The sequence below is a fragment of the Tengunoibacter tsumagoiensis genome (genome assembly GCF_003967535.1).
GTDB classification, from domain to species: domain Bacteria; phylum Chloroflexota; class Ktedonobacteria; order Ktedonobacterales; family Ktedonobacteraceae; genus Tengunoibacter; species Tengunoibacter tsumagoiensis.
The window spans coordinates 4,083,551-4,106,801 of record NZ_BIFR01000001.1 but is presented as its reverse complement, the minus strand read 5'-3'; the positions used below and the strand labels follow the sequence as shown (position 1 = coordinate 4,106,801).

21 protein-coding genes and 1 pseudogene are annotated in these 23,251 nt (G+C 49.8%); 12 read left to right on the top strand and 10 right to left on the bottom strand.

What is annotated here, in order from left to right; all coding sequences use genetic code 11:
* Positions 1-97 precede the first annotated feature (97 nt).
* The 4 genes from EL628_RS16155 (at position 98) to EL628_RS16140 (ending at position 3,783) form a co-directional block, all read left to right on the top strand.
* Positions 98-1,348, top strand: a complete 1,251-nt coding sequence (locus tag EL628_RS16155) for a glucose-6-phosphate dehydrogenase assembly protein OpcA (RefSeq protein WP_126580953.1) — start codon at positions 98-100, stop codon at positions 1,346-1,348.
* 21 nt (positions 1,349-1,369) lie between these two features.
* On the top strand, positions 1,370-2,122 hold the full coding sequence (gene pgl, locus EL628_RS16150) for a 6-phosphogluconolactonase (RefSeq protein WP_126580952.1): 753 nt from the start codon (positions 1,370-1,372) through the stop codon (positions 2,120-2,122).
* Positions 2,123-2,128: 6 nt separating this feature from the next.
* On the top strand, positions 2,129-2,794 hold the full coding sequence (rpe, locus tag EL628_RS16145; RefSeq protein ID WP_126580951.1) for a ribulose-phosphate 3-epimerase: 666 nt from the start codon (positions 2,129-2,131) through the stop codon (positions 2,792-2,794).
* A 284-nt stretch (positions 2,795-3,078) separates the two neighbouring features.
* Positions 3,079-3,783 carry an N-acyl homoserine lactonase family protein gene (locus EL628_RS16140; protein ID WP_126580950.1) on the top strand — a complete coding sequence of 235 codons (705 nt, stop codon included), beginning with the start codon at positions 3,079-3,081 and terminating at the stop codon, positions 3,781-3,783.
* 510 nt (positions 3,784-4,293) lie between these two features.
* Here EL628_RS16140 and EL628_RS16135 read toward each other — a convergent pair.
* On the bottom strand, positions 4,294-5,607 hold the full coding sequence (locus EL628_RS16135; protein WP_126580949.1) for a hemolysin family protein: 1,314 nt from the start codon (positions 5,605-5,607) through the stop codon (positions 4,294-4,296).
* 714 nt (positions 5,608-6,321) lie between these two features.
* On the opposite strand from EL628_RS16135, the gene EL628_RS16130 reads away from it, so the two are divergent.
* The 3 genes from EL628_RS16130 to EL628_RS16120 all read left to right on the top strand — a co-directional run bounded on the left by EL628_RS16130 (position 6,322) and on the right by EL628_RS16120 (position 9,598).
* Complete coding sequence (locus EL628_RS16130; RefSeq protein WP_126577820.1) at positions 6,322-7,461, top strand: IS110 family RNA-guided transposase; 1,140 nt, start codon at positions 6,322-6,324, stop codon at positions 7,459-7,461.
* Positions 7,462-8,120: 659 nt separating this feature from the next.
* Positions 8,121-9,143 (top strand): hypothetical protein, encoded by a 1,023-nt coding sequence (locus EL628_RS16125; protein WP_126580948.1) that lies wholly within the window; start codon positions 8,121-8,123, stop codon positions 9,141-9,143.
* A gap of 53 nt (positions 9,144-9,196) precedes the next feature.
* Positions 9,197-9,598: a GntR family transcriptional regulator gene (locus EL628_RS16120; protein WP_126580947.1), complete on the top strand. Its 402-nt coding sequence runs from the start codon at positions 9,197-9,199 to the stop codon at positions 9,596-9,598.
* Between the two features lie 24 nt (positions 9,599-9,622).
* Here the strand turns inward: EL628_RS16120 and EL628_RS16115 are convergent, their stop codons facing one another.
* The 5 genes from EL628_RS16115 to EL628_RS16095 form a co-directional block, all read right to left on the bottom strand.
* Positions 9,623-11,740, bottom strand: coding sequence for a heterodisulfide reductase-related iron-sulfur binding cluster (locus EL628_RS16115; RefSeq protein WP_161975542.1), 2,118 nt, complete (start codon positions 11,738-11,740; stop codon positions 9,623-9,625).
* An 82-nt stretch (positions 11,741-11,822) separates the two neighbouring features.
* Entirely contained in the window at positions 11,823-12,785 is a 963-nt protein-coding gene (locus EL628_RS16110) for an electron transfer flavoprotein subunit alpha/FixB family protein (RefSeq protein WP_126580945.1), read from the bottom strand.
* 125 nt (positions 12,786-12,910) lie between these two features.
* Positions 12,911-13,696 (bottom strand): electron transfer flavoprotein subunit beta/FixA family protein, encoded by a 786-nt coding sequence (locus tag EL628_RS16105; RefSeq protein WP_126580944.1) that lies wholly within the window; start codon positions 13,694-13,696, stop codon positions 12,911-12,913.
* A 146-nt stretch (positions 13,697-13,842) separates the two neighbouring features.
* On the bottom strand, positions 13,843-15,273 hold the full coding sequence (locus tag EL628_RS16100) for an outer membrane protein assembly factor BamB family protein (protein ID WP_126580943.1): 1,431 nt from the start codon (positions 15,271-15,273) through the stop codon (positions 13,843-13,845).
* Between the two features lie 270 nt (positions 15,274-15,543).
* The gene (locus EL628_RS16095; protein WP_126580942.1) at positions 15,544-16,215 is read right to left on the bottom strand and encodes a PH domain-containing protein; all 672 of its coding nucleotides are present in this window, start codon (positions 16,213-16,215) and stop codon (positions 15,544-15,546) included.
* Between the two features lie 68 nt (positions 16,216-16,283).
* Here EL628_RS16095 and EL628_RS16090 point away from each other — a divergent pair, with 68 nt between their 5' ends.
* Both EL628_RS16090 and EL628_RS16085 read left to right on the top strand, forming a co-directional pair.
* Positions 16,284-16,802, top strand: coding sequence for a GNAT family N-acetyltransferase (locus EL628_RS16090; protein WP_245994117.1), 519 nt, complete (start codon positions 16,284-16,286; stop codon positions 16,800-16,802).
* 84 nt (positions 16,803-16,886) lie between these two features.
* Positions 16,887-17,309 carry a YidH family protein gene (locus EL628_RS16085; RefSeq protein WP_126580940.1) on the top strand — a complete coding sequence of 141 codons (423 nt, stop codon included), beginning with the start codon at positions 16,887-16,889 and terminating at the stop codon, positions 17,307-17,309.
* A 92-nt stretch (positions 17,310-17,401) separates the two neighbouring features.
* Here EL628_RS16085 and EL628_RS16080 read toward each other — a convergent pair whose 3' ends face one another.
* Entirely contained in the window at positions 17,402-17,635 is a 234-nt protein-coding gene (locus tag EL628_RS16080) for a hypothetical protein (protein ID WP_126580939.1), read from the bottom strand.
* 390 nt (positions 17,636-18,025) lie between these two features.
* Between EL628_RS16080 and menA the strand changes: the two genes are divergently transcribed.
* Entirely contained in the window at positions 18,026-18,955 is a 930-nt protein-coding gene (gene menA, locus EL628_RS16075; protein WP_126580938.1) for a 1,4-dihydroxy-2-naphthoate octaprenyltransferase, read from the top strand.
* 110 nt (positions 18,956-19,065) lie between these two features.
* Here menA and EL628_RS16070 read toward each other — a convergent pair whose 3' ends face one another.
* Positions 19,066-19,353, bottom strand: a complete 288-nt coding sequence (locus tag EL628_RS16070) for a DUF5808 domain-containing protein (protein WP_218028932.1) — start codon at positions 19,351-19,353, stop codon at positions 19,066-19,068.
* A 289-nt stretch (positions 19,354-19,642) separates the two neighbouring features.
* Between EL628_RS16070 and EL628_RS16065 the strand changes: the two genes are divergently transcribed.
* Positions 19,643-20,803, top strand: coding sequence for a mandelate racemase/muconate lactonizing enzyme family protein (locus EL628_RS16065; protein ID WP_126580937.1), 1,161 nt, complete (start codon positions 19,643-19,645; stop codon positions 20,801-20,803).
* Positions 20,804-20,823: 20 nt separating this feature from the next.
* On the opposite strand, the pseudogene EL628_RS30995 reads toward EL628_RS16065, so the two are convergent.
* A pseudogene (locus EL628_RS30995) lies at positions 20,824-21,048 on the bottom strand (hypothetical protein); the annotation flags it as partial.
* A gap of 520 nt (positions 21,049-21,568) precedes the next feature.
* On the opposite strand from EL628_RS30995, the gene EL628_RS16055 reads away from it, so the two are divergent.
* Complete coding sequence (locus EL628_RS16055) at positions 21,569-22,441, top strand: ABC transporter substrate-binding protein (protein WP_126580936.1); 873 nt, start codon at positions 21,569-21,571, stop codon at positions 22,439-22,441.
* Positions 22,442-22,576: 135 nt separating this feature from the next.
* On the opposite strand, the gene EL628_RS16050 is transcribed toward EL628_RS16055, so the two are convergent.
* Entirely contained in the window at positions 22,577-23,251 is a 675-nt protein-coding gene (locus tag EL628_RS16050) for a class II aldolase/adducin family protein (protein WP_126580935.1), read from the bottom strand.

The window sequence follows — 23,251 nt, the reverse complement described above, 5'->3', positions numbered from 1 at the left end:
AAGGATTCCATGCGTGGTTACAGGAGCTAGCGAAGAACAGATAGCACAATGTTGTCCATTGGAACAATGACGTTCAAGCTGAGGAAGGGTATAGGGAATGGCAACGGATAAATCCACGACTCCAGGGCTGCGGTTGCCCTGGGCCGGTAAACAGGTTTCCCCTGAGCTGGTTGAAGAGGAATTAACTTCTCTCTGGCACCTGGCCGCTGACAACATGCGTATTAGTCAGAACATGAATGTGCGTACAAGTGTCCTTAATCTGGTAATCTGTGTCTCAGATGTACAATCGGCTTATAAAGTAAGCACACTTTTACGTGATTTGTCCAGCACTCATATTGCACGTGTGACCCTGTTGATCCTTGATACGCGCAGTGACCAGCCTTCGAATGTGTCGACCTGGGTGACGCTGCGCTCTTTCTCTATCATTTCGGATGTGATGCGCCATCATTTTGAGCAGATTGTTGTTCATATGTCTGGCGAGGCTGTTCACTCTTCGGCTCCCATTGTCTCATCTTTACTGAAGCCCGATCTTCCCGTCTATCTCTGGTGGCCAAGTGATCTGCCTGCTGATCCAGGGCTCTTTCATCAGCTGACCCGGGTGAGTAGCCGGGTGATCGTGGATTCAGATACGTTTTTAGTACCCGAACAACGTATCCGCACACTCTCCTCTCTCTTACAGGAGACACCTGATTGCGCTTTAAGCGATCTCTCCTGGGGCCGTATTACGTCCTGGCGTGAACTGGTTGCCCAATTCTTCGATGTAGCTGAATATAGATCCTATCTGGGGGATGTTGATACCATTGAGATTGAACATTCCGTCTTACCTGCTACATCCCACAGTACCAATGCTGTCTCGCCTAATCCAATCCGCGCTCTTTTGCTGGCCGCCTGGCTCAAAACGCGCCTGGGCTGGAAACTTTCTTCCGATACGTCGCACAATCTGCATGAGACAGAGACGGGTACCTATAGCTGGAAGATGGCACGAGTGACAACGCTCTCCGGTCATTTGCTGGCCGTTGCGCTGGATCAGGTGGAGAAAAAAGCTGTTCCCACTCTGACAATCTCGGTTCGCCCACGGGAAAATGCTGATCTATCTCCAGGTTCACTCTGCCTGGTTCGTATGAGAAGCACATCTGGAGATCAGCACGCAGCGTTTACTATCGATCGTGAAGATGATAAGCATGTGCTGACCGCTGTTGAACTGCCTTCCAGCTCTCGTCCCCAGCGTACAGTGAATATTACGGCGACACAAAAAGAGGATGAGCTGCTCCATAACGAGTTTGAAATTATGGGTCAGGATCTTCTCTATGAAGATACGTTGCATGAGGTGTTCTCACTACTCGCCTGATGGCGATCTAGGAGTTCTTTTATGGCTGTCGATGTTCTTATTTATCCGACAACGGAAAAGTTAAGCCTGGAGGCCGCCGACTTTATTGTGAAGGCGGCCAATGAGGCGATTGCTGATCACGGTCGGTTTACGCTTGCGCTCTCTGGTGGCTCTACACCCAGAAAGCTCTATGGAATGCTTGCTGGTGATCCTTATAAAGATCAGATTGATTGGTCGAAGGTTGAGATCTTCTGGTCCGATGAACGCTGTGTGCCACCGACCGATGCCGAAAGTAATTTTCAACTGGCTCAAGAGGTGATGTTCAGTAAGCTACAGATTCCTGCTGCCAATATCCATCGCTGTCCTGCCGATGAGGCTGATCGCGATGCCGCCTCTCTGGCGTATACTCAGGAGATGAAGCGGGTATTCCAGACCGATGGCGTGCCAGCCTTCGATCTGATCCAGCTCGGCATGGGGCCTGAGGCACATACCTGCTCTCTCTTCCCACATCAGGCTTCATTGCAGGAAGAGGTTCGCCTGATTATGCCTGTGACAGTTCCCAAGCCTCCTCCCCCTCGTCTGACGTTCACTCCGCCATTGCTCAATGCTGCCCGGCATGTTCTCTTTCTGGTTACAGGTGCTGAGAAGGCCGAAGCGTTGCAGGCAGTGCTGGAGGGGAGCTACCAGCCCGATGAATATCCTGCGCAGATCGTTCGCCCTACGAATGGTCATGTTACCTGGATGCTCGATAATGCTGCTGCTGCCCGGCTCAGTCAGAAGGAGCAGGAGAGGTAATTTTTTATGGTTGGTTTAGTTCCTTCAATTTTATCAGCCGATTTTACACGGCTGGGTGAGCAGGTCCGCGAGGCTGAGGCTGCGGGGGCTCAGCGCATTCAGATTGATGTGATGGATGGCCATTTTGTGCCCAATATCACTATGGGCCCCATGGTTGTCGAGGCGGTTCGCAGGTGCACAACTCTTCCATTAGAAGCTCATCTGATGATCAGCAATCCACAAGAGTACATTGAGACCTTTGCGAAGGCCGGGGCCGATGTCATTATTGTGCATCAAGAGGTCTGCCCACATCTGCATCGTGTGCTGAAACAGATTAAGGCAACTGGCAAACAGGCTGGCGTAGCGCTTAATCCGTCAACGCCGGTTATTCTGCTTCAGGATATGTTTCATTTTATTGATCTTCTTCTGATCATGACGATCAATCCAGGTTTTGGTGGACAGGAGTTCATACCCGAGACATTGCCTAAAATTACACAGGCCCGCCAGATTATCAATCATCGTGGTCTGCACTGCGATATTGAGGTTGATGGTGGTGTCAATGCGCAAACTATTCCACAGATGCTCCATGCCGGGGCAAATCTCTTTGTAGCTGGTTCGGCTGTCTACAACAATAAAGAGACCGTTCAGGAAGCTATGGATAAATTGCGTCTGGCTGCAAGTGTAAAGCTCTAAGACCGTGTTTGGGAATGCGCGGTGGTAATGCTGCATAGCCAAAGAGCAAGCACGCTCTGATCGGGGCTCCACTTATTCAGGCTTTGCGCTCTCCTTTGTCAAGCCCATCAGGGCTGGTTCTCGCACATGAGCCTTGAAGAGGCGAACAGCTCACGTTGGCCCGTTCATAGAGCGGGCCAACGTGAGCTTTTAGAATGTGTAAGCAGAAACCTCACGCCGGACCGATACGAATGCCAACACGATTGATAAGAGAGAATAGCTATTTCAATTCCGAGGAGGAGCTTATGAGCCAGAATGCCATGAAGCGTCTTTATCTGATGCAGGTTGGGTTCATGCCGGAATACCAGATTCCGATTGTGTGCTATCTGGTGCAAACGGGTGACGGCAAGAATATCCTGATTGACAGTGGTCTCCCTGAGATGATGCCTGAAGGAGAAACAGAGTTCGAGAATGGGCAGGACGTCATCGAGCAGTTGGCGAGCATTGGCTTAAAACCTGATGATATTGATACAGTTATTTCGACGCATTATGATATCGACCATGCTGGAAGACACGCAGCATTCACGAAGGCACACTATGTTGTTCAGCGTGTGCATCATTTGGATGCGGCGAGCAACCCACGTTTTGCGGCCAATCGACCTCAATGGGATCAGCCAATGGAGCGCATTCGGCTGGTGGACGGAGACACGGAACTGCTGCCAGGGCTGGAGCTGATTGAGACGAGCGGGCATGTGCCGGGACATCAATCGGTGCTGGTGCGGCTTCCTAAAACGGGGGCCATTGTATTGCCGATTGACGCTGTACCCTTCGGTGTGGGCTTTACCCGCAACGAGGGGGATGACGGGAGCAACCCGGACGCCGAAGCGATCCGTGCCAGTACGATGAAACTGCTTGATCTGGTCGAACGGGAGCATATCGGGCTGGTGATTTTCGGTCATGACAAGGAGCAGTGGGAAGGGCTGAAAAAGCTGCCGGAGTATTACGAGTGAGGGTGCAAGCCCCTTTTCCGGTTCGGAGTACCGATCAAGAAAGGGGGAATGGTTCTATAGTAAGTGGGAGTGTTAGCCACAGATCTCAGACGATTCCTCAACCGTTTTCTCGCTTTGAGAATCCTTGCAGGAGGTCATCTCCACAATTAACAAAACATGCTCTAAGTAGATGCACTAGATTCTGAGGAAAGCAGAGCAATGAGTCGCAAAAAACGGATGATTGATGAGACAAGCAAGGGAGTTTATGTGGGAGGCGGAAGAGGCAGGTTTGTCGATTCAACAAGGGAACCATTAGGAGATAGACAGGAAGGCAACATCAGAAGTCGTTGCTTTCCTGTCTATCTCCTAATGGTCTGTTCTCGTTCCTTTGCCGCTTTGGGACAACCAGCCCTCAGAGGAGAGGCAATGCATTCCTGTTCCTGTGAGAGAAGATCAACGTCTGACTAGGGACAGGTAAAGGGATGACCCACTCCGTCTGGTTATGTGATCCTGACCATCGTACACCAGGGCTCAGTCTTTGGCCTGTGGCCGAATTAAGATCTTGTCAATGCGTCGTCCATCCATATCCACGATCTCAAAGATGAAATGCCCGATTGTGGTGCTATCGCCAACTTTGGGGATACGCCCGAGGTGGGCGAGCACCATGCCTGCCAGGGTATGATAGTTGCCGCGCTCCTCATCTTGAGTAGAAGGGAGACCAATTTTCTCACGAACCAACTCGTGATCGGTCATGGCATCAACTAACCAGCTCCCATCTTCGCGCTGAACAAAGGCGGTATTTGCCGGTTCGTCATACTCATCTTGAATCTCACCGACCAGCTCTTCGAGTACATCCTCCAGTGTAACCAGACCAACAATCTGACTATATTCATCAATGACAAGCGCGATATGAATCCCCTTGCGACGGAATGTTGCCAGGAGGTCATCAACGTGCTGATATTCTGGGACAAAGAAAGGTGTGCGAGCGATGGTACGCAGGTCCAGGTCTGTCTGCTGGTTTGCTCGAGCGCGTAATAGATCTTTCGCGTAGAGGACGCCAATCACATTATCGAGCGAATTCTCATAGAGAGGCAGCCGTGTATAGCCTGAACTCAAGAAGAGTTCGATAACCTGTTCCAGGGATGTGCTCAGTTCGATTGCAACAATCTCGGTGCGTGGCTTCATAACGCTACTGACAGTGCGATCAGTGAAGCGAAAGATCCGGCTAATAAATTCTTGCTCGTTGGTCTCGACTGTTCCGCTTACGGCCCCTTCGCGGGCAAGATAGACAATATCATCTTCTGTAACTGTCTCCTGTTTACTTTCATGCTTGCCCAGGATGCGAATAATGAGATCAGCGGAGAAGGTCAGGATTGCGACCATCGGTCGAGCTATCACAGACATTCGATTCATAAAAGGGGCAACACGTATCGCAAGTTTCTCTGCTGATTGGAGGGCAATGCGTTTGGGGGCAAGTTCGCCGATGACCAGCGAGAAATAGGTAATTAAGAGGACAACCAATGCCAGAGAGATGGTATTGGCATAGGGTTTGAGGATGGGAACAGTACTGATCCACTCGGCTAAAGGCGCACTGATGCTTGCACCACCAAAGGCCGATGCGAGCGTGCTGATCAGTGTGATCCCAACCTGGACTGTCGCCAGGAAGCGATCAGGATGCTCAGCAAGATCCAGTGCCTGTTGTGCACCTTTGTTGCCAGCTTCGGCCTGCTGTTGCAGGCGACCGCGGCGTGCTGAGACAATAGCAATCTCAGAAGCAGCAAAGAAGCTATTGGCAAAAATCAGAGCAAAAATAATGATAATCTCGATACCAGTAAAACTGTTCATGAGGAGCACCTTTATCTAAATTTTTTCTTGGTAGTGAAATCCCGTGGGTTTTTGTTACTCAAGATAATTGTTATACGCACCATTCTAACATAAGGAAGACGAACTGAAGCAAACACCCTACAATTGCGCAAAATCTGTAGTGTGAGATTCAAATTTGTGCAGTCTCAGGCAGATCTATGGCCATGGAGAGGTTTACAGAGCAGAGTGGGGAGCAGAGGAAAGAGACAAGCGACCTGCTCTATTTGACATTTCATAATATGTTTTTTGTGCATGAGATAGAAAGACAAGTAGGGCAGGTCGCTTGTCTCCTGCCAAAACGTCCCATTCTGCTCTGCCAGCCCCTCCATAGCTTCTGTTCCCGTTTTCCGTTTCCCATTGAGCCATGGAGGGGCTCACCGAGAGGAGTGGGAGCAGAGGAAAGAGACAAGCGACTTTCCCTTGTATCTTAACAACAAGGAAGGTTTCTTGTATGCTAGAAAGAAGAAGAAAGATCAGTTCAGCACTCAGTGAAGACGAACTTTCCCTTGTTGGCTTTGACCACGTTCAGTAGATCGTTCTCCTAAGTGCTGTTTCCAGACGTCGAGTTCCAACGGTATCAAGGAGCCTTCCCCCACCAGTTGCCCACTGCAAGGAAGAGCCCGCATACAAGGGTGACACCGAGTCGGGACAACTGATCTTGTGAACAGAGTATATCAGAAACAAGGAGGTCTTCCTATGGCGTATCCTCTGCAATCCACCCTGCTTCCTCTTGGTGCGGATGTGTCCAAGCTCACCATCGATCTGCATCTGGGGACCGAAAAAGGCCGTCGTTTCCACAAGCGCATCGCCAATACCCTCTCCGGTTTTCAAGAAGCGCAGCAGTGGCTTGTTGAGCAAGGGGCTCTTCAGGTTCACGTCTGTGCGGAAGCCACCGGAACCTACTCTGATGCCTTTGCGACCTTTATGGATGCTCAAGGCCATCGCATGAGCGTGGTCGCTCCACATAAAATGCACGCATTTCGCAAAAGTGAAGGACAACTGGCCAAAACGGACCCGTTGGATGCCCGCCTTTTAGCGTTGTATGCCGCTCAAAAACAGCCCCCTGCCTGGCATCCTCTTGATGATCTTCATATCCAATTGAAACTGAGCCTGGAGCGGCTCGATCAATTGGAAGGCCTCAAGCAACAGGAGGTGAATCGCCTGGAAAATCAGCGGCTTTCGCCTGCCCTCCGCGAGCAGATTCAAGCGCTGATCGCCTTCGTCGAGCACCAAAAAGAACAGGCGAATGCTCATATGCGCGATCTGTTGAAGCAGATCGCGCAGCAGCAACGCCAGACATCTGAGGAGGCGTTGTCTGCATCCGAGCGGACTACGACCACCCCACCCCCCGCAAAAGAGGAGCCCCTGGTACTGGGGCACAAGAAAGCGGTGGGCCTCGCGTGTGTCGATCATTTTCAGGAGATCAAAGGGATCGGACTGTTGACCGCCGTGCGCATGTACAGCCTGTTGAAGACGATGCAAGAGGTTCATTCAGCGGCTCAGCTGGCTGCCTACATTGGGGTGGTGCCTCATGCTGCCACCTCGGGCACCTCTGTCAGAGGCAAAGCTCAACGGCGAGGAGGCAATGCCAAAGCGCGCAGCTGGCTCTACATGTCGGCGCTCAATAGCAAACGATTTGATCCTGATATGCGGGAGTGGGCGCAGCAACTGCAAGCTCGAGGGTTGTGTCAGAAACAGATTCTGGTCGCAGTCATGCACAAACTGGTGCGTATTCTCTTTGCGCTCTACACGACCGGCCAGCGCTATGATGCGAGAAAAGCCTGGCCGACCCATGGGAGCAAAGATGCGTCATCGGTGATGTCACAGGTGGCCTAACAGCTCGATCCAGGCACATCGTTCCTCGTATTGCTCAACAAGAGCGTCGTGGTTTTCGACGCTCTTGCACATCGGTGTGGGCTCCAGCAGGCCTGTTTTTCTTTCGTTTCTGAGGCAGGCAATGGTCAACCGAAGCCGCAGCTGGTGTCAAGGGAAAACGCAGTGGCCTTGACGCCAGTTGCGGGCTTCGGTTAGGCTTTCAGCCTGTCAGAAACGAAGGAAAAACAGGTCAACAAGAAAAATTGGTCACGTTTCCTCTTGACAATCAAGACGGTATCTACTTTACATTGTTTTGTGCCTGAAATAGAGCATCATAAACAAGACAAGTAGGGCAGGTAGCTTGCCTCCTGCCAAAACGTCCCATTCTGCTATGCCAGCCCCACCATAGCTTCTGTTCCCGTTTTCCGTTTCCCATTGAGGAGTGACCATCATTGAGAGGAAAGAGACCACCTTGAAATAGTTGCATCTATTTACTTGTCTATTTCGATGACAATCAAGAAAAGAGGGGGCACAAACAGGTGAATTGTACCCAGATCTGTATCAACTAATTGACACAGATGCCCTATCTGGACTATACTATATCTGTATCACTCAGGTGATACAGATATAAAATGCCGAGAAGCAGGAAGCTGTGATGCAGCCAGTAAGGACGTGTTAGAATGAATGTTTTCGCGCTACTTATGGGGATTTTTCTGATAAGCCTCTTGTTTTTAGGGGGGGTAGCCTTACGTCTACGTGGAGTATCAATGGAATATGCTGGTTGGCATAAGCAACTGGTAAGATGGAACATTTTGGGGACAAAACTTAAAGAAGAGCCGACGAGCGAATGGAACGTGATTGGAGATGTAGATCTGCCAGTTTGGGTATTGAAGGATATTCAAAATACCTGGAATTTCGTCCTGTCCTGTTCATTGTTTGGGGCCAGCATTTGTCTTTTGCTAGTAGACATCGTTACCATTGTGGTTATCTGGCTTGTAACGAGAACGGTGCAAATTCCTTTTCCAATTGCAGAGCTCTACTTCAGTATGATGCTTGGGCTTGGTCTGGGTACATTTTATGGCGTCTGGTATCTGCATACACAGATCAAACGCCGCACCACCTATGCTGATGTGCAGCAGCGTAAAATCTCAGATTATCGTCATCCATTTCTTCGTTGGCTCCCTTTAATGTTCATTGTTGTGTTGCTCATTGAGACCATAGTGTTTGCTCCGCATGTTGCTCCGGTTCTTGATTTAGAGGTGATCAATCTTTACCAGGTAGTTTTACCCAGAACTCCATGGATCTGGGGCATCCTGCCACTGATTATGGCTGTCATCTACTTCTTACTTGAATGTTTGCTTATGCGGATGACTGCCTTTTCACGATTGTATATCACCGAAGATCCGATCATTTCTCGAAGAGTTGATACGATGTTACGTGCTGTTTGTATTGTGCTGATCCAGTGTTTCGGGCTTGTGGCTATGAGTGAACTGGGTTTTTTACAGAGTGATCTGCTTATAAGGGCGGCCTGGTTATCACATTATTGGGTCACTGGGAACAGACCCTTCCTCTGGTTAAGCGATAGTGTTTCAATGCTGTTTATGCTAGTTCAAGCCATTGGTTTGTTAGGGCCTGCGCTACAAGGACGTCTGGGTGGGCGTTTGACGGGCTGGCCATGGCAGGGCAGAGTAAAGACAATGTAAAATGAAGGGAGAGTTATTGGTTACTAGTTTGGAACAAGAAAGACGAATAGTTTATGGAAGCTCCTCTGCTCATGCTCAATCAAGCGAGTCCTGTTCCACCATATGAGCAGATTCGTTTGCAGATCCAGTCATTGATAGCGTCGGGTCGATTAGTCGCAGGAGATTTCTTACCATCTGTCAGACAGTTGGGGAGAGATCTTGGGGTGGCCCCAAATACAGTTGTTCGTGCGTATAGTGAACTGGAACAGGGTCATTGGATCACGACGGTGCCACGGCGAGGGGTGATGGTGGCAGCACATCCGCCAGTAATGATGCCTGAGGAGAGGGCTCGTAACTTAGGGGTTGCAGTGCATGAGTTATTGGTCAAAGCTCATCAGATGGGAGCGAGCCTGGAAGAGATCTATCAAGAAGTGGAGAGGCAGGCGGGCATGCTACAGTTCCATGCCCGCCAATAGCATCTTCCATGTATCAGGAACGTATCAGGCTTTTGCTTCAAGAGCGCGGGCAAGGATCTCTGAGATATCCTCAACCTTCATCTTTTCTTCAGCCTCGACCCCTTTAATACCGTCTTCAAACATTGTAATGCAGAAAGGACAGGCGGCAGCCATGACTTCAGCATTTGTCTCCAGGGCCTCGTTGACACGAGTCTGATTGATACGTTTGCCGATCTTCTCCTCCATCCAGACGCGACCGCCGCCGCCACCGCAACAGAAGCTCTTATTCTGGTTGCGGCGCATCTCTGTGACTCCATTGCTATTGAGCACGTTGAGCACACGGCGCGGCTCATTATAGACGTCGTTATAGCGTCCAACATAGCAGGGATCGTGATAAGTGAGCTTTCGTGTATCAAAGCCCTCGGGCAGTTTGAGCTTCTCATTGGCCAGCAACGTATCAATGAAGACCGTATGATGGACGACCTCATAATCGCCACCCACCTGTGGATACTCATTTTTAATCGTGTTGAAGCAGTGGGGGCAGGCGGTCAGAATCGTGCGATGTTTCGTTGCGATCGCCTGGTTTTCCTGTCCCTGTGTTGCAGGTTGGGAGCGATGAAAACCATAGCTATTCAAGGTCTCCACGTTCTGTTGAGCCTGCATCTGCCAGAGGTACTCGTTGCCAATACGGCGAGCAGGATCGCCAGTGCAGGTCTCTTCGGGTCCGAGAATCGCAAAATCGATCTGTGCAGCCTGCAAGACCTTTGCCACAGAGGTGGCAATCTGCTGATTACGGCGATCAAACGAGCCCATGCAGCCCACCCAGTAGAGCACATCCGCATCGGGCTTCTCCGCCAGCAGGGGGATATTCAGGCTGGCAGCCCACTCTGCTCGTTTGTCATTATTGATCTCCCAGGGATTTCCATTGCGCTCAATATTATTGAAGAGCGAGGTGACCTCGGGTGGGAAATCGCTCTCTTCCATGACGAGTGAGCGGCGCATATCGACAATTTTTGGCACATGTTCGATTTCAACCGGGCAGACCTCCATACAGGCCATACAGGTTGTGCAGGACCAGAGCGCCTCTTTGCTGATAATGCCGCCGACCATAGGCTCGAAATGGTCCGCCTTCTCTTCAGGCGTCTTATCGGCACGAATGCCAGCGACTCCAAGCTTATTGTACAGCGAATCCTTGCCGAGAATCTCTCCGCTTCTGACAAACAGAGCCTCTTTTACTCCCAGGATAATCTCTTTTGGATAGAGAGGCTTGCCTGTGGCACTGGCAGGGCAGACCGTATTGCAGCGTCCACATTCTGTACAGGCATAGCCATCTAATAGATCCTTCCAGGTGAATTGTTCAACCTTAGAGACGCCATAGTCCTCTCGCTCCTCCAGATTCTCAATGGCGGGGAGCTCTCCCTTCGGCTTATAGCTACGGAAGAAGACGTTAAATGGCGTTGCCAGCAGGTGCAGATGTTTTGAGCGTGGCAGATAGATCAAGAAGCCAAGCACTGTAAGGATATGGAGCCACCAGAAAGTACGATATGCTCCAGTGTTAAAGGTCGTGCCAGCCGGTTGAAAGAGACTGCCAACAAGGGCTCCAATCGGAGTCCAGGCGGTTCCATTGCTGGCCGCATATTCAAAGCCCTCCACAAGCGCAAGTGTGAGAATGACCAGGAAGATGAGGCCAAGGATAATAAAGCCATCCCAGGGACCATGGAGCTTACTCGTGAGCTGCTTAGGGCGCACAATACCTCGACGAATCGCAAAAACGATGAGCGAGACAAGTACCAGAGCGACAAACACATCCAGGAGTGTCGCAAACGCGCGGCTCTCGCCAATCCAGGGGAGCGAACCATTGAAAGCGCCCAGGAGCAGATTGAGCAGGCCAAACTGAATAATGATAAAACCCCAGAACGTAAAGAAATGAGCCAGGCCGGGGATAGGATCTCGGAGAACGCCACTCTGCCCCAGCACAACTTTAAAGAACTCACCGACGCGCCGCCCCATATGATCGGTGCGGTTCTCCGGCTGTGCTTTTTGCAGCAAAGTAATCAGTCGGCCAGCCCGAATGCCAAAGAGCACCAGGGCGGCCAGAAACAGGAGCACAAAGAGCGTCGTGCCGAGCCATCCTCCGGTGGGCGAGATTGCAGGGGGGGTCATAATGTACACCTCCATCTTTAAATCGCATGATCAGGAACCCCTGCCTTCAGGCATAGGGAGGAACATTGACAGAGTGAGTGGTTCAGGCTTTACGACGTTTCACTTCTTCGGTTAGCTTTGGAAGAACCGTGAGCGCATCTCCGACGATGCCGAGATCGGCAACAGAGAAGATCGGAGCATGTTCATCTTTATTGATGGCGACAATATATTTTGAGCCTTTCATCCCGGCGAGATGTTGAATCGCTCCACTGATACCACAGGCGATATAGAGCGTTGGTTTCACCGTCTTACCGGTCTGACCAACTTGATAGCTATAGGGGAGCCAGCCAGCATCCACAATCGCTCGTGTTGCACCTGGAGCGCCATCCAGGAGCGTTGCCAGATCCTCAACGAGCTTAAAATTCTCGGCTTTGCCCAGCCCACGGCCACCACTGACGACCACAGGCGCATCTTCAAGATCGGGCCCTTCAGTCTGCTCTTCGACCGTCTCCAGGATCTTGATCGTCTGAGTTTCTGGTGCAAGCGTATGGGATAACGTCACGATATCCGGTGTGCGATCGGCATAGTTTTCGATTGTGAAGGCTTTAGGGCGCGTCAACACAATGCCAGTCTGTGCTGGTAGAGTGGCAGTAACAACGGTCTCACCACCCCAGGGAACCGTTACTTGTAAGCCATCAGCAGTAAACGCCAGGTCTGTCGCATCGGTAATTAAGCCAACAGTACTGCGTACACTCAGGCGAGCGGCAATATCACGTAAAGCATAGGTTGTGGGCAGCAGCAAGAGAGAGGGTTTGTGCTCTTGAATGAGTGAGTGCAGTGTTGCTACAGCCGGAAGAGTCAGATAGGTATCGTAGGTAGAATCGGTGTGAACAAAGACCTTTTCTGCGCCATAGCGTCCCAACGTAGGGGCAACTTCAGCGGCAGAAGCACCAAAGACAAGAGCCTCGGCGCGGCCAAGTCTGGCAGCTTTGCCAAGAACTTCAAGTGAAGAGCGGACGGGCTGGCCATCTTCTAGTTCGACCAGCACCCAGATTGTCTGTGGCATATGAGAACTCCTTCCAGGCTAGAAGCCAGAAGGCTTCCAGATTGTCTAGCGTGAGCGTCATTGATCTATGCCAGGCGTTGGCATAGGAAGCGCTAGCATAAAGAGTGAAAGAGGAGATAGACAGACTAGAGCAATTGATAGCGCTGCAAAAAATCAGCAATCTGCTGAGCGGCGCTGCCATCATCTTTAATAATCTGGCCTGCGGCACGAGCCTGCGCAGAACCGATGGTTAGAACGCGTTCGCGGGCCCCGGCCTCGCCCACAAGGGAAGCATCGACTCCAATATCGGCCAGACTGAGCTGGCTAAACGGCTTCTTTTTGGCTCCCATAATGCCTTTCATCGTCGGGTAGATCGCTTCATACGAGCCGCTTGCAATCGTCACAACGGCAGGGAGCGAACTTTCAACTGTCTGATAGCCTTTCGGGATCACGCGTTTGATAAGAGCTTTGGAGCCCTCAACGCGAATTTCACGGGCGAAGGTCAGTTGGGGAAGCGAGAGAAATTCTGCAATGGCACCAGGAACCATGCCAGTATAGCCATCGGTACTCTCCGTTGAGCAGAAGATCAGATCGGCTCCCTCTTTTTTGAGGACAGCCGCGAGAACACGGGCGGTAGCAATCGCATCTGAGCCAGCGAGCGCGGGATCAGTCACCAGAAACGCACGATCTGCCCCCATGGCCAGAGAGCGGCGCATCGCCTCTTGAGCGCTGGCAGGCCCCATACTAAGGGCGACAACTTCGCTGTTACCGACCGTATCGCGTAGCTTGAGTGCAGCTGAGATGGTACTTTCATCGCCTGGATCTAAGACAAGAGAAACGCTGGAGCGGACAAGTCGTTTCGTTGTGGGATCGAGTGTATTGATCGTCGTATTGGGGTCAGGAACCTGCTTAATACAAACAAAAATCTTCATCGTCATGCGCCTCGTCTTCCGTCTTCTAGTATATAAGGGACGTAGGAGATAAGGGAAGCTACATTGTTTCCCCGAGCAATCTTATTGTACCTGTCGTAAAAAGAAAGTGTCAACGTACCTAGCTAACAACTTCATTTGCCTCAGAGTCAGGTAGAAGGGCGCTTGTACTGCCAGAGAACCTTCTGTGCATTCAAGCGAATGGCAGTGATGGTGTTTCCATCTGGCGAGGTCTGATAAAGGGTGTCCTGCCAGAGCCCGAGATACTCAGGATGCTCAGGAAATTGATAATGCCAGAGAACTTTTCCGCTGTTTGTATCAAGCTGCCATGCTTCTAGTGGGCTAGCATTATAGGACGTAGCTGTGTAGAGAGAGCTGCCATTGATACTCAGGTCAAGGATATTTTGTATGGTTGTCTGCCAGAGCTGCATGCCATCGCTATTGCGGATCGCCAACAGGCTGTTATCGCCAGTCAGGTACGTAACGCCATTCTGGTTCAGTCGCACAATGCCTTGAAATGTCGCCTGCCAGAAGATCTGTCCTGTCGTAGCAGATAGAGCGGTAATCAAGTGGTTGTTGCCATGAAGATAGAGAATAGAATCCCTGATATCCAGTCCAGATGTGAATTGTTGTCCCGTTTGCTGCCAGAGAACGGTCCCGTCGCTACTCCGAAGGGCTGATAAGGTATTCTCGCCTTGCTGATTTGTTGTATAGAGAATACCCTGAGTACTGCCCAGGATGGACTTAATATTGTCCTTTTCCCAGAGTGTGGTGCCATCGCTGCTTCGTAGCGCTTGTAAGTGGCCAAAATTGTCCGAGGCTGTATAAATAATCTGGTTATCGAAGGACCAGAGCACCTGGTTATGCCTTTGCGACCATTGATCAGAACCTGGCTGAACGCTTTGGATCATGATATTTCCAAGCAGCTGGAAGCCGCCCGGGATGAGAATCGTGTTATCTATCGTCGCAGATGTATCCCAGAGTGGCGTGCCATCGCTCAGATTCATGACGATCAGTCCAGGGGACTTTACTCGTGAGGCTGTCAGGGTTGTCTCGGTCAGCGAGGCGATCTCTGCCTGGATATTCTGATGCCAGAGGAGCGTATGCTTGTTTTCACTCAGAGCATTGATGCCATCAGATGTTGAAAAATACAGAATGCCATGTTGTGAAAAGGCTGTTCCGAGCACTGGTTTATCATACTGCCAGAGCTGTTTCCCTGTGAGAGGCTGGATGGCACGAAGCGTACCACTTCTCAGACCATTGGTTGAGCCTGAAAAAAAGAAGAGATACAGTAGATCCTTACTATAAGGGAATAGCTGGCTCTGGGCAGTTTGGGTTGTAGAGAGAGGACCGGGTTGTAAAGAATTGGGCTGAAAGGGTAAAGGGAGCCTGGGCCGGAGCAGAAGGCCAAGAAGAAGTGTAGCGCTTGTGAGGAGCAGTATCCCCATGATCCAGCGAGCCCGCCTCACACCGTCTCTGACCTTTTTTCTTTTCTGTGGAGGCTCTGGATCGAGACTAACAATAATTACTTCTTGATCATCGTACAGCGATGCTTTATTGTCTTCATTTGATAGAGTCATTCTATTGCTATCCTCTGCATAAAGAAGCTAGAGTGCACTATAGCACACGTATTGGCACAAAAATTTCTCTTTACAGCATAGAATATAGACGGTGTTTTTTCAACTATAGATGATAGCAGTGTTTTACAGGCCACGTCTCATAGAATGAGGTGATAGTGAAGCAAGATTGGCAAAAAGCACCTTATGATTCTCAGCTAAACATTGCTGCTCATCATGCTCTTGATAGTATTGATTCAGTCTTTTGATCGAGTGGGTCTACCCTGGACCTGCTCAATTCTTCTGGCGTCGTAATAGAAAGGCGACTGTGACCGCCACAAGTCCAGCGAAGATCAGTGGTAGCCCGGTTGGCGCACTGCGGGTTGTCGCCAGGACGATTGCCCCAAGGACCTCAAGGAAGAGACCACCAGTGAACAGGATCGAGATTGCCAGCGGTGAATTTTCAAACTGTTGGCGCAGAGTCTGGCGCTGATAGACAGGTGGAACAAGCGTCTGCGATTGACCAGCATCCTCAGCCTCAATTTTATGAGACGATGGAGAGGGGGGAACGGTATGAGAAGTGTAGCTCTCGATAGCTGAACGGATCGTTGCATAGAGCTGCTGCGCTTTTTGTTTAGGGGCACGAATATAAACGCGCCGTTCGGCATTGGCAATTAATAGTTCACGGAAGACAGGAGAGAACTCTTTTTCACGAAATGTGACGCTGGTTATGCCTGCAAGGGGAATGGAATCGAGGAAGAGCCGTTCGCGAGGAAAGTTGCGGTAATAATAGCCAAGCACTCGCTGGTCTGTAACAATGACATCGCAGGTCTCACTATGTTGATTGCGACCACTATCCCAGATCGCAGGCAGACTCAAGATGGCCTGCTCATCAGGTTGCAGATGGTTGCGCAAGCCTTTTATGTTTGCTATTATTTTCTCTGACTGAGAAGTTATATCAGACACGATCTTAATACGACCTTTCCACTAATCTGGCTTGATTATAGCATATGAAAGCGCGTGAAGGCAGCGATATGGAGACGATTAGAGCAGCTCGACAAGAGGATGCATGGGGGATGGCCCATGTAAGTGTCGATAGCTGGCGTACCACATATACAGGGATTGTGCCCGCAGACTACCTCGACCAGCTCTCGCTTTCGAGCAGAGCCCAGGGCTGGCTGGCGATAGTCGAGGCGCGGCAGAGCTTTACGTTTGTGGCTGAGAATGAGCAAGGGAAGATTGTAGGTTTGGTGAGCGGTGGGCCTGGAAGAGGAGAGGATGCATATCAGGGAGAGCTCTATGCTATCTACCTGTTGCAGGATTATCAAGGCATGGGCCTGGGGACGCGGCTCATAAAAATTCTGGCAGAACATCTCTTGAAGGCGGGAATACAATCCATGTTTTTATGGGCCCTGACGGAGAATCCCGCCTGTCGTTTTTATGAAGCGCTCGGCGGCCAGCCGTTCAAGACGCAGCAGATAGAGATTGGCGGCGCAGACTTACAAGAAGTTGCCTATGGCTGGTCTGATCTATCTCGCCTCTTCGTTCGTTAAATTCAGCATCGAGATAGATAGGCGAAGAGGAAAGAAGAGTATCTCAAATGATAAGTTAGCAGGCACAGAAAGGATAGAGAAGATATGTCATCCACAGAGAAGAGTGAAGAGACCAGTATGGGATCGCATGCTTCTGAACCGTTTACCAGCAAGCGTGTAACTGATCATCTAGCTAATGAGCGGACATTTCTGGCCTGGATCAGGACGGGCCTGGCGACCATCACATTTGGCTTTGTTGTAGCTCGATTTGGCCTGCTGCTACGCGAGATAGGTTTAAAGAGTGCTCCACTCCCGATTATCTCAGTGCATTTCTCATCAGTCATTGGGGTTGCCCTTACAGCTCTGGGGACGATCTTGATGCTGCTCTCTTTATTTCAATATCTCCAGAATCGCCGCACCATTGATCAGGGGAAGTTTCATCCTCAGGCGGGTTTCTCCATCAGCCTGACAATTTTAGCTTGTTTGATTGGTATACTGCTCGCAATCTATCTGCTATTCACCGCATAGAAAAAAGATGACCTTAGATCCGGATCTAAGGTCATCAGGCAGGACACCGGACACGTCTGTAAGAGAATAGCTGGAGATTGACGGATAGATGGCTAACTGCCGATGTGCAATAATTTATGGAAGAGCCCAAAGAGCAGGAAGGTGGGTGGCCACTGACCAACAAAGATGCTCCAGTCGCGTTTGCCTGAGACAAAGAGGATTGCGGAGGCAATAATAGAGCCCAGAGCAGCCCAGTACCAGACCTCTTCAGGAACCTGATCAGTCACGCGGAAATACTGATCCTGGACGTCACTGGGAGTATCACTAGAGATTTTGAAATTGGACATTGGTAATGTATCCTTTCCTTTGCTAGTCGTTTCTACGTTCTGGTTGAGAGGGTTGTAGAATCTCCCACACCATTGACGTCAGATATTTCGAGTATGGGTACTGAATAATTTTAGAAAAGGGTAGAAGCGATGGATATGCATATTTATCGGATTGTATCATAAGAATGTATTGATATACGCAGAGAAACCTTTCATAAAGGAGAGAGACGACTTCTCTCCTGTGTCTGTTCTGGTAGAGTGCTACCTGTAGATTATGAGTATGAAGAGGTTTAGATTTGGTATAATAGAGTCTATAGAGAAAGTGTGTTGTCAGGCCAATCGTGGCCAATACCAGAAAGGGGGCGTGCATCTCCTCCATAATTTTGAGGGGTATCTGCGCGCAAGTGTCAGATGAATGATATACAGTCACTTCCAGCACAGGGGGCTCGAACCTTAAACTGGAAAGTATGGATAAAGACCAGCAGACCTTTTACCTTGACTGCGGCTGTGAGTCCTGTATTGGTGGGAAGCGCAATTGCAGCGTATGCAGGTACATTTCATTGGATAACGTTTCTCGCAACGTTATTGGCCTGCCTTTTTTTACAGATCGGCACGAATTTTTTCAATGAATATTTTGATTATCGCTATGGACTTGATCATGCGGGATCGTTGGGGGCCAGTACCGTTATTTTTCGGAGCGAGATGACCGCGAATCAGGTGCTGGGTGGAGGGATTGCCTCGTTTGTGATTGCTGTGCTACTGGGTTTTCTCCTCATTTTTCTTGTTGGCCCTGCTATTATTCTCTTTGGCCTGACTGGAATGCTTATTGCCTATTTTTACAGTGCCAGGCCCTTCAAATTCTCCAGTCGAGGTCTGGGCGATGTCATGGTCTTTCTTGCCATGGGAGTCTTGATGACCTGGGGATCGTACTATGTGCAGATCCATCAATGGTCCTGGCAGGCTTTTGCAGCCAGTATACCAGTAGGTTTTCTCGTGACAGCTATCCTCAACATGAACAATGTGCGCGACTATCAGGATGATCTGGCGGTCAACAAAAAGACCTTGCCGGTGCGCTTTGGACTTCCCTTTGGGAAGCGTTTTCATGCCAGCTTGTTGATGGGAAGTTATGTTGCAGCCACCATCTTTACGCTGGTTGGCCTATTGCCTGTCTGGAGTTTGCTCGTCTGGTTGACCTTTCCACTGGCCTTCACAAATGTGCGAGCAGTACTGACAGGTCAGGAGCGCAAAGTGTTCATGATTGCGATTAAGCGGACCGCACAATTGCTCCTCATCTTTTGTGTCGTATTGACAGTTGGCATTGTAATTGCAACTCTAGTATAAGAGTATCAAATTCAGGAGAAACCGGAGGCCCGAATCATTTTTGACTATAAAAGGCAAAATGATTCGGGCCTCCGGTTTCTTATAGACGATAACAGAGCAACCAGGAAATGTTAATTAATTTTCTTCAGTGGATTCAGGAGTGGATAGAGATTGATGCTCCACCCGATGCCAAAGACATGGGGCGTGAAGATTTTATCGCTATCGGCATTCCAGAAGGCAGCCTTTAATCGTTCAGGGGTAGGCGGTCGAAAGTCATAAGGGATGCCAATGACCTCTCCCTGCCAGGTGCGCTCCTCTTCTGGCCGCTTCAACTGTTCGACGATAGCAACGGTTGCCAGGGTCGCGAAAAAAGTAGTAATTGCAACATTTACTGTTGATCGGCGTTTTTTGCGTGACATTATCGGAACCTCCTCCAAAGAAAGAAGTGCTTGTAGAGATGCTTCAGGAATAATAACCTCTCTCGTAAAATTACGAAGAGAGGGGTCTGGAGTTGTACAATTGCCTGTATTGCGGACAGAAGAGCCCGAAAGCTATTCCTATCGGGTGGTTGGTCGAGATATAATGATGCTAGCTTGAAAACAGCGTTGTTTGTAGAAATAAAGCGAGCTACTTGACAAAAAGTATCTCTTCGCTTCATTACAGGGCCGATGCAAACGTGTAGGCATTGCCGATGAGGAAGGAAACTCGATGAGAATCAGCGATGTTCAGACCCATATAGTGGGAACTGAGTGGCGTAACCTGACCTTTGTGCGTGTACTAACCGATGAGGGGTTGGAAGGGATTGGGGAAGTGAGAATGCTCAATCACACCGATGCCTTGTTGGGATATTTTGCGGAAGCAGTTCCCAATCATATCCTTGGGCATGATCCTTTTGAGATTGAATCTCTGGTGCAGAAGATGTTTCGAAATGATTATGCCCGGGCTGGCGAGATCGCAATGTCTGCTCTAGCCACGATCGAAATGGCCTGCTGGGATATTAAAGGAAAAGCCCTGGGATTGCCGGTCTACAAGTTATTAGGAGGGGCCGCGCACTCCCGTATCAAGGCCTATGCGAATGGATGGTATACCGTTGAGCGTACTCCGGAGCAATTTGCCGCCGCAGCCAGGCGTGTGGTAGAGAAAGGGTATCGTGCGCTCAAATTCGATCCCTTTGGAGCCGGTTTCTATGAGCTAGAGCGTGCTGAGAAAATACGTTCATTAGATCTGGTTGAGGCCGTACGTGCAGCAGTTGGACCAGAGGTTGAGATTCTGATTGAGATGCATGGTCGCTTTAATCCGATTACCGCGATTGAAATTGCCCGTGAGTTAGAGCGCTTTCAGCCTTCCTGGTTAGAGGAACCAGTTCCTCCTGAGAATCTGGCAGCTCTCAAGAAAGCGGCTGAGAAGATTAATCTTCCAATTGCTACCGGCGAGCGCATTCATACGCGCTACGACTATCGTGAACTGTTGGAGTCTCAGGCCGCTGATTATTTGCAGCCAGATATCTCCCATTTTGGTGGTATCCTGGAGACCAAGAAGCTAGCGGCATGGGCAGAAAATTATTATGTGTTGATGGCACCTCACAACGTAGGTGGGTCAGTCTCTACAGCGGCAGCTTTGCACTTTGCTGCCTCAACTCCCAACTTTAAGATTCAAGAGCATTTCAATGATTTTGCCGATGAATGGGTGAAGGCAGTGGCACCAGGAAACCCGGAGGTTGTGGATGGGTATTTTGCCTTGCCAGATAAGCCCGGGCTTGGCGTAACCTTTGATCCTGAGGTTGCCTCTGCGCATCCAAGGCAGCAGGTATTCTTTAACCTCTTTACAGAGAACTGGCACCGGCGGCAGGCTCTGCGCGAAACCCACTAATGGTCCGTTTGAGCTTCGCCCTACTCTTCTGGGCGAGGCTCAAGCCATGCGGATTGGAGCCCACCTCTATCGGATTGATCGTGGATCTTGAGAAGCAATTGCTGTTCTTCTATGGTACAGCCGAGAAGGATCTTCACTTCTGCATCTCGTTTGTGGAGATCGATCGTCATAATAAGCGCAGTGACCCGTTTTTCTGGAAGAGAACCAACCCAGACATCAATACCATCGCCATCGTTAGATCGCGTGCCTGCTAAATAGCCGTAATCTAAAGGATAGACAAAATCACTATAACGTGGATGTGATGAACCATGGGACGGTCAATCACAACCTCGCTTGTCTCCATCAATGTATCGAGCGCCCTCCAATATGATCGAGACATCGAAGCACCTCCAGGATAAAAAACACTTTACAGTAACCCGGAAAAAATGATGTTGTGTTTTTTTCTGTTTTTAAACAGGCAAAGAATTATATGAACGAGAATAAAGATAAAGTCTATTTCGAGGATATTTTATCATCTATTTGCTTTGATAACGGCAAAAAAATCTGCGTTTAGTATAACACAGCAATGAGAAATTAGTGTATGCTTGATAGGAACATATTTTTGATCAGCTTGATACTGGCTGGGAAAAGGCAAGCGCGTAGGGATATGTGCAGATCGTACAGTGATCAAAAGTATGGGTTGCAGGGTACGGCCTGCGTATTGATTATTGTCTATTGTTAGAGGCGAACTGTGACATGTTTGCTGGGAAGGATTCAGCTTTTTTTATGGCATCGCATACACCGAATGGATTAAAGCGTCTTCCTGTTCTCGTTCTTTTCTTTTCGCTCTTCCTCTCCCTTATTTTGTCAGCATGTGGGAGTGATAGCCCGGCGACCACAACTCCTGCAAAGAAGGCTGATGTAACACCTCCTAAGAATCTGATCAGCCAGGGAACCCTTACAGTTGGGACCGATCCTACCTATTTTCCCATGGAATATGTGGACCAGACTACGAATAATTATGCTGGTTTTGACATTGAGCTTTCACAGGCTCTGGCAGACCACATGGGTCTGAAGTTGAACATTGTCAAAACGAGTTTTGATACCTTGTTGACAGATCTGGATAACAAACGTTTTGACATTGCCAACGCGAGCATCTATGTGAGCGAGAAGCGCAAAGCCAAATATGACTTTGTCACCTATATGACTGCCGGTGAGGCCCTGCTGGTCCCAACCGGTAATCCGAAGCATCTGAAAGCCTTAAGCGATCTGTGTGGTCTGACGGTAGGTGTTGGCTCGGGTACGGAGCAGAAACCGGAACTGGATACAGCCAGCGCTGATTGTCAGTCCAAAGGAAAGCCAGCGATCAATCAGACCGTTCTTCAGAGCGAGACGGAGGTCATTCAGCTTCTAGTCTCTAAGCGTGCTGATGCGACCTTCCAGGGCTCTCTCTCGGCAGGTTATTACAATACGCTCCATCCTGGTCTATTTGAATTTGGTGGACCGGTCAGCAATGCTGGACCCAGTGGAATCGCGATCCGCAAGGGCGATACAGAGATGTCCGATGCCATTACGAAGGCTTTGAAGGCTCTCCATGATGATGGGACGTATAAAAAGCTTTGCGACAAGTATGGCTTCCCACCTGATGAGCGCCTCTAAAAGGGAGCTTCATCGCTTCTCATGAGAAGGGCCGCAATGGGCGTTACGCCTGTTGCGGCCCCTTTTTTAGAGAATTCTGGCCAGTAGTAGCATGTACCAAAAAATTCTTTGATCAGATCTAGAAGGTTATACTGATTAGGAACGGGCTGCCTTTTCCTCGATAGAGGTTTGCTGGTAGCCTTGTAGCCAGTGAGAACGTAAGGCCGTAATCTGCTCACGAGATAGCTCGACGGGGGTCCCTAATTGTTTAGCGATGGCGTAGACCTGAGCCGTATCTTCAAGGGCGTGAGCAGTCGAGAAAGTTAGAGCGAGTGTCGTCCCGACAACCATTGCCCCATGATTGCCCCAGATCACTGCCGGTCCGTCGCCCAGAGTGTTGGCGATTAATTCCGCAAATTCGGGTGTTCCTGAGATCTGATACGGGGCAATTGGAATCTCTGCACCGAGACAGGCCGCACTTTCAGCCAGAATCATTGGGATACGTTGATAGACAGTTGAGCAAGCGGATGCATACAACGAATGGGTATGCATAACACAATGAATGTCCGGTCGTCGACGGAGAATATAGGTATGGAGAGGCGTTTCGACAGAGGGCTTCCATCTCCCTTCGACAACATGTGCGAAGGCATCAACGACGACAATATCTTCAGCCAGTAAGGTCTGATAATCGGCCCCACTGGGCGTAATACAGATAAGCTGAGTGCTGGGATCGCGTGCGCTGAGATTACCCTGAGTGGCGCGTACCAGGCCGCTTGCGTACATTTTTTGTGCGTAACGTGCTACTTCTTCACGGAGATCCGGGAGTAACAT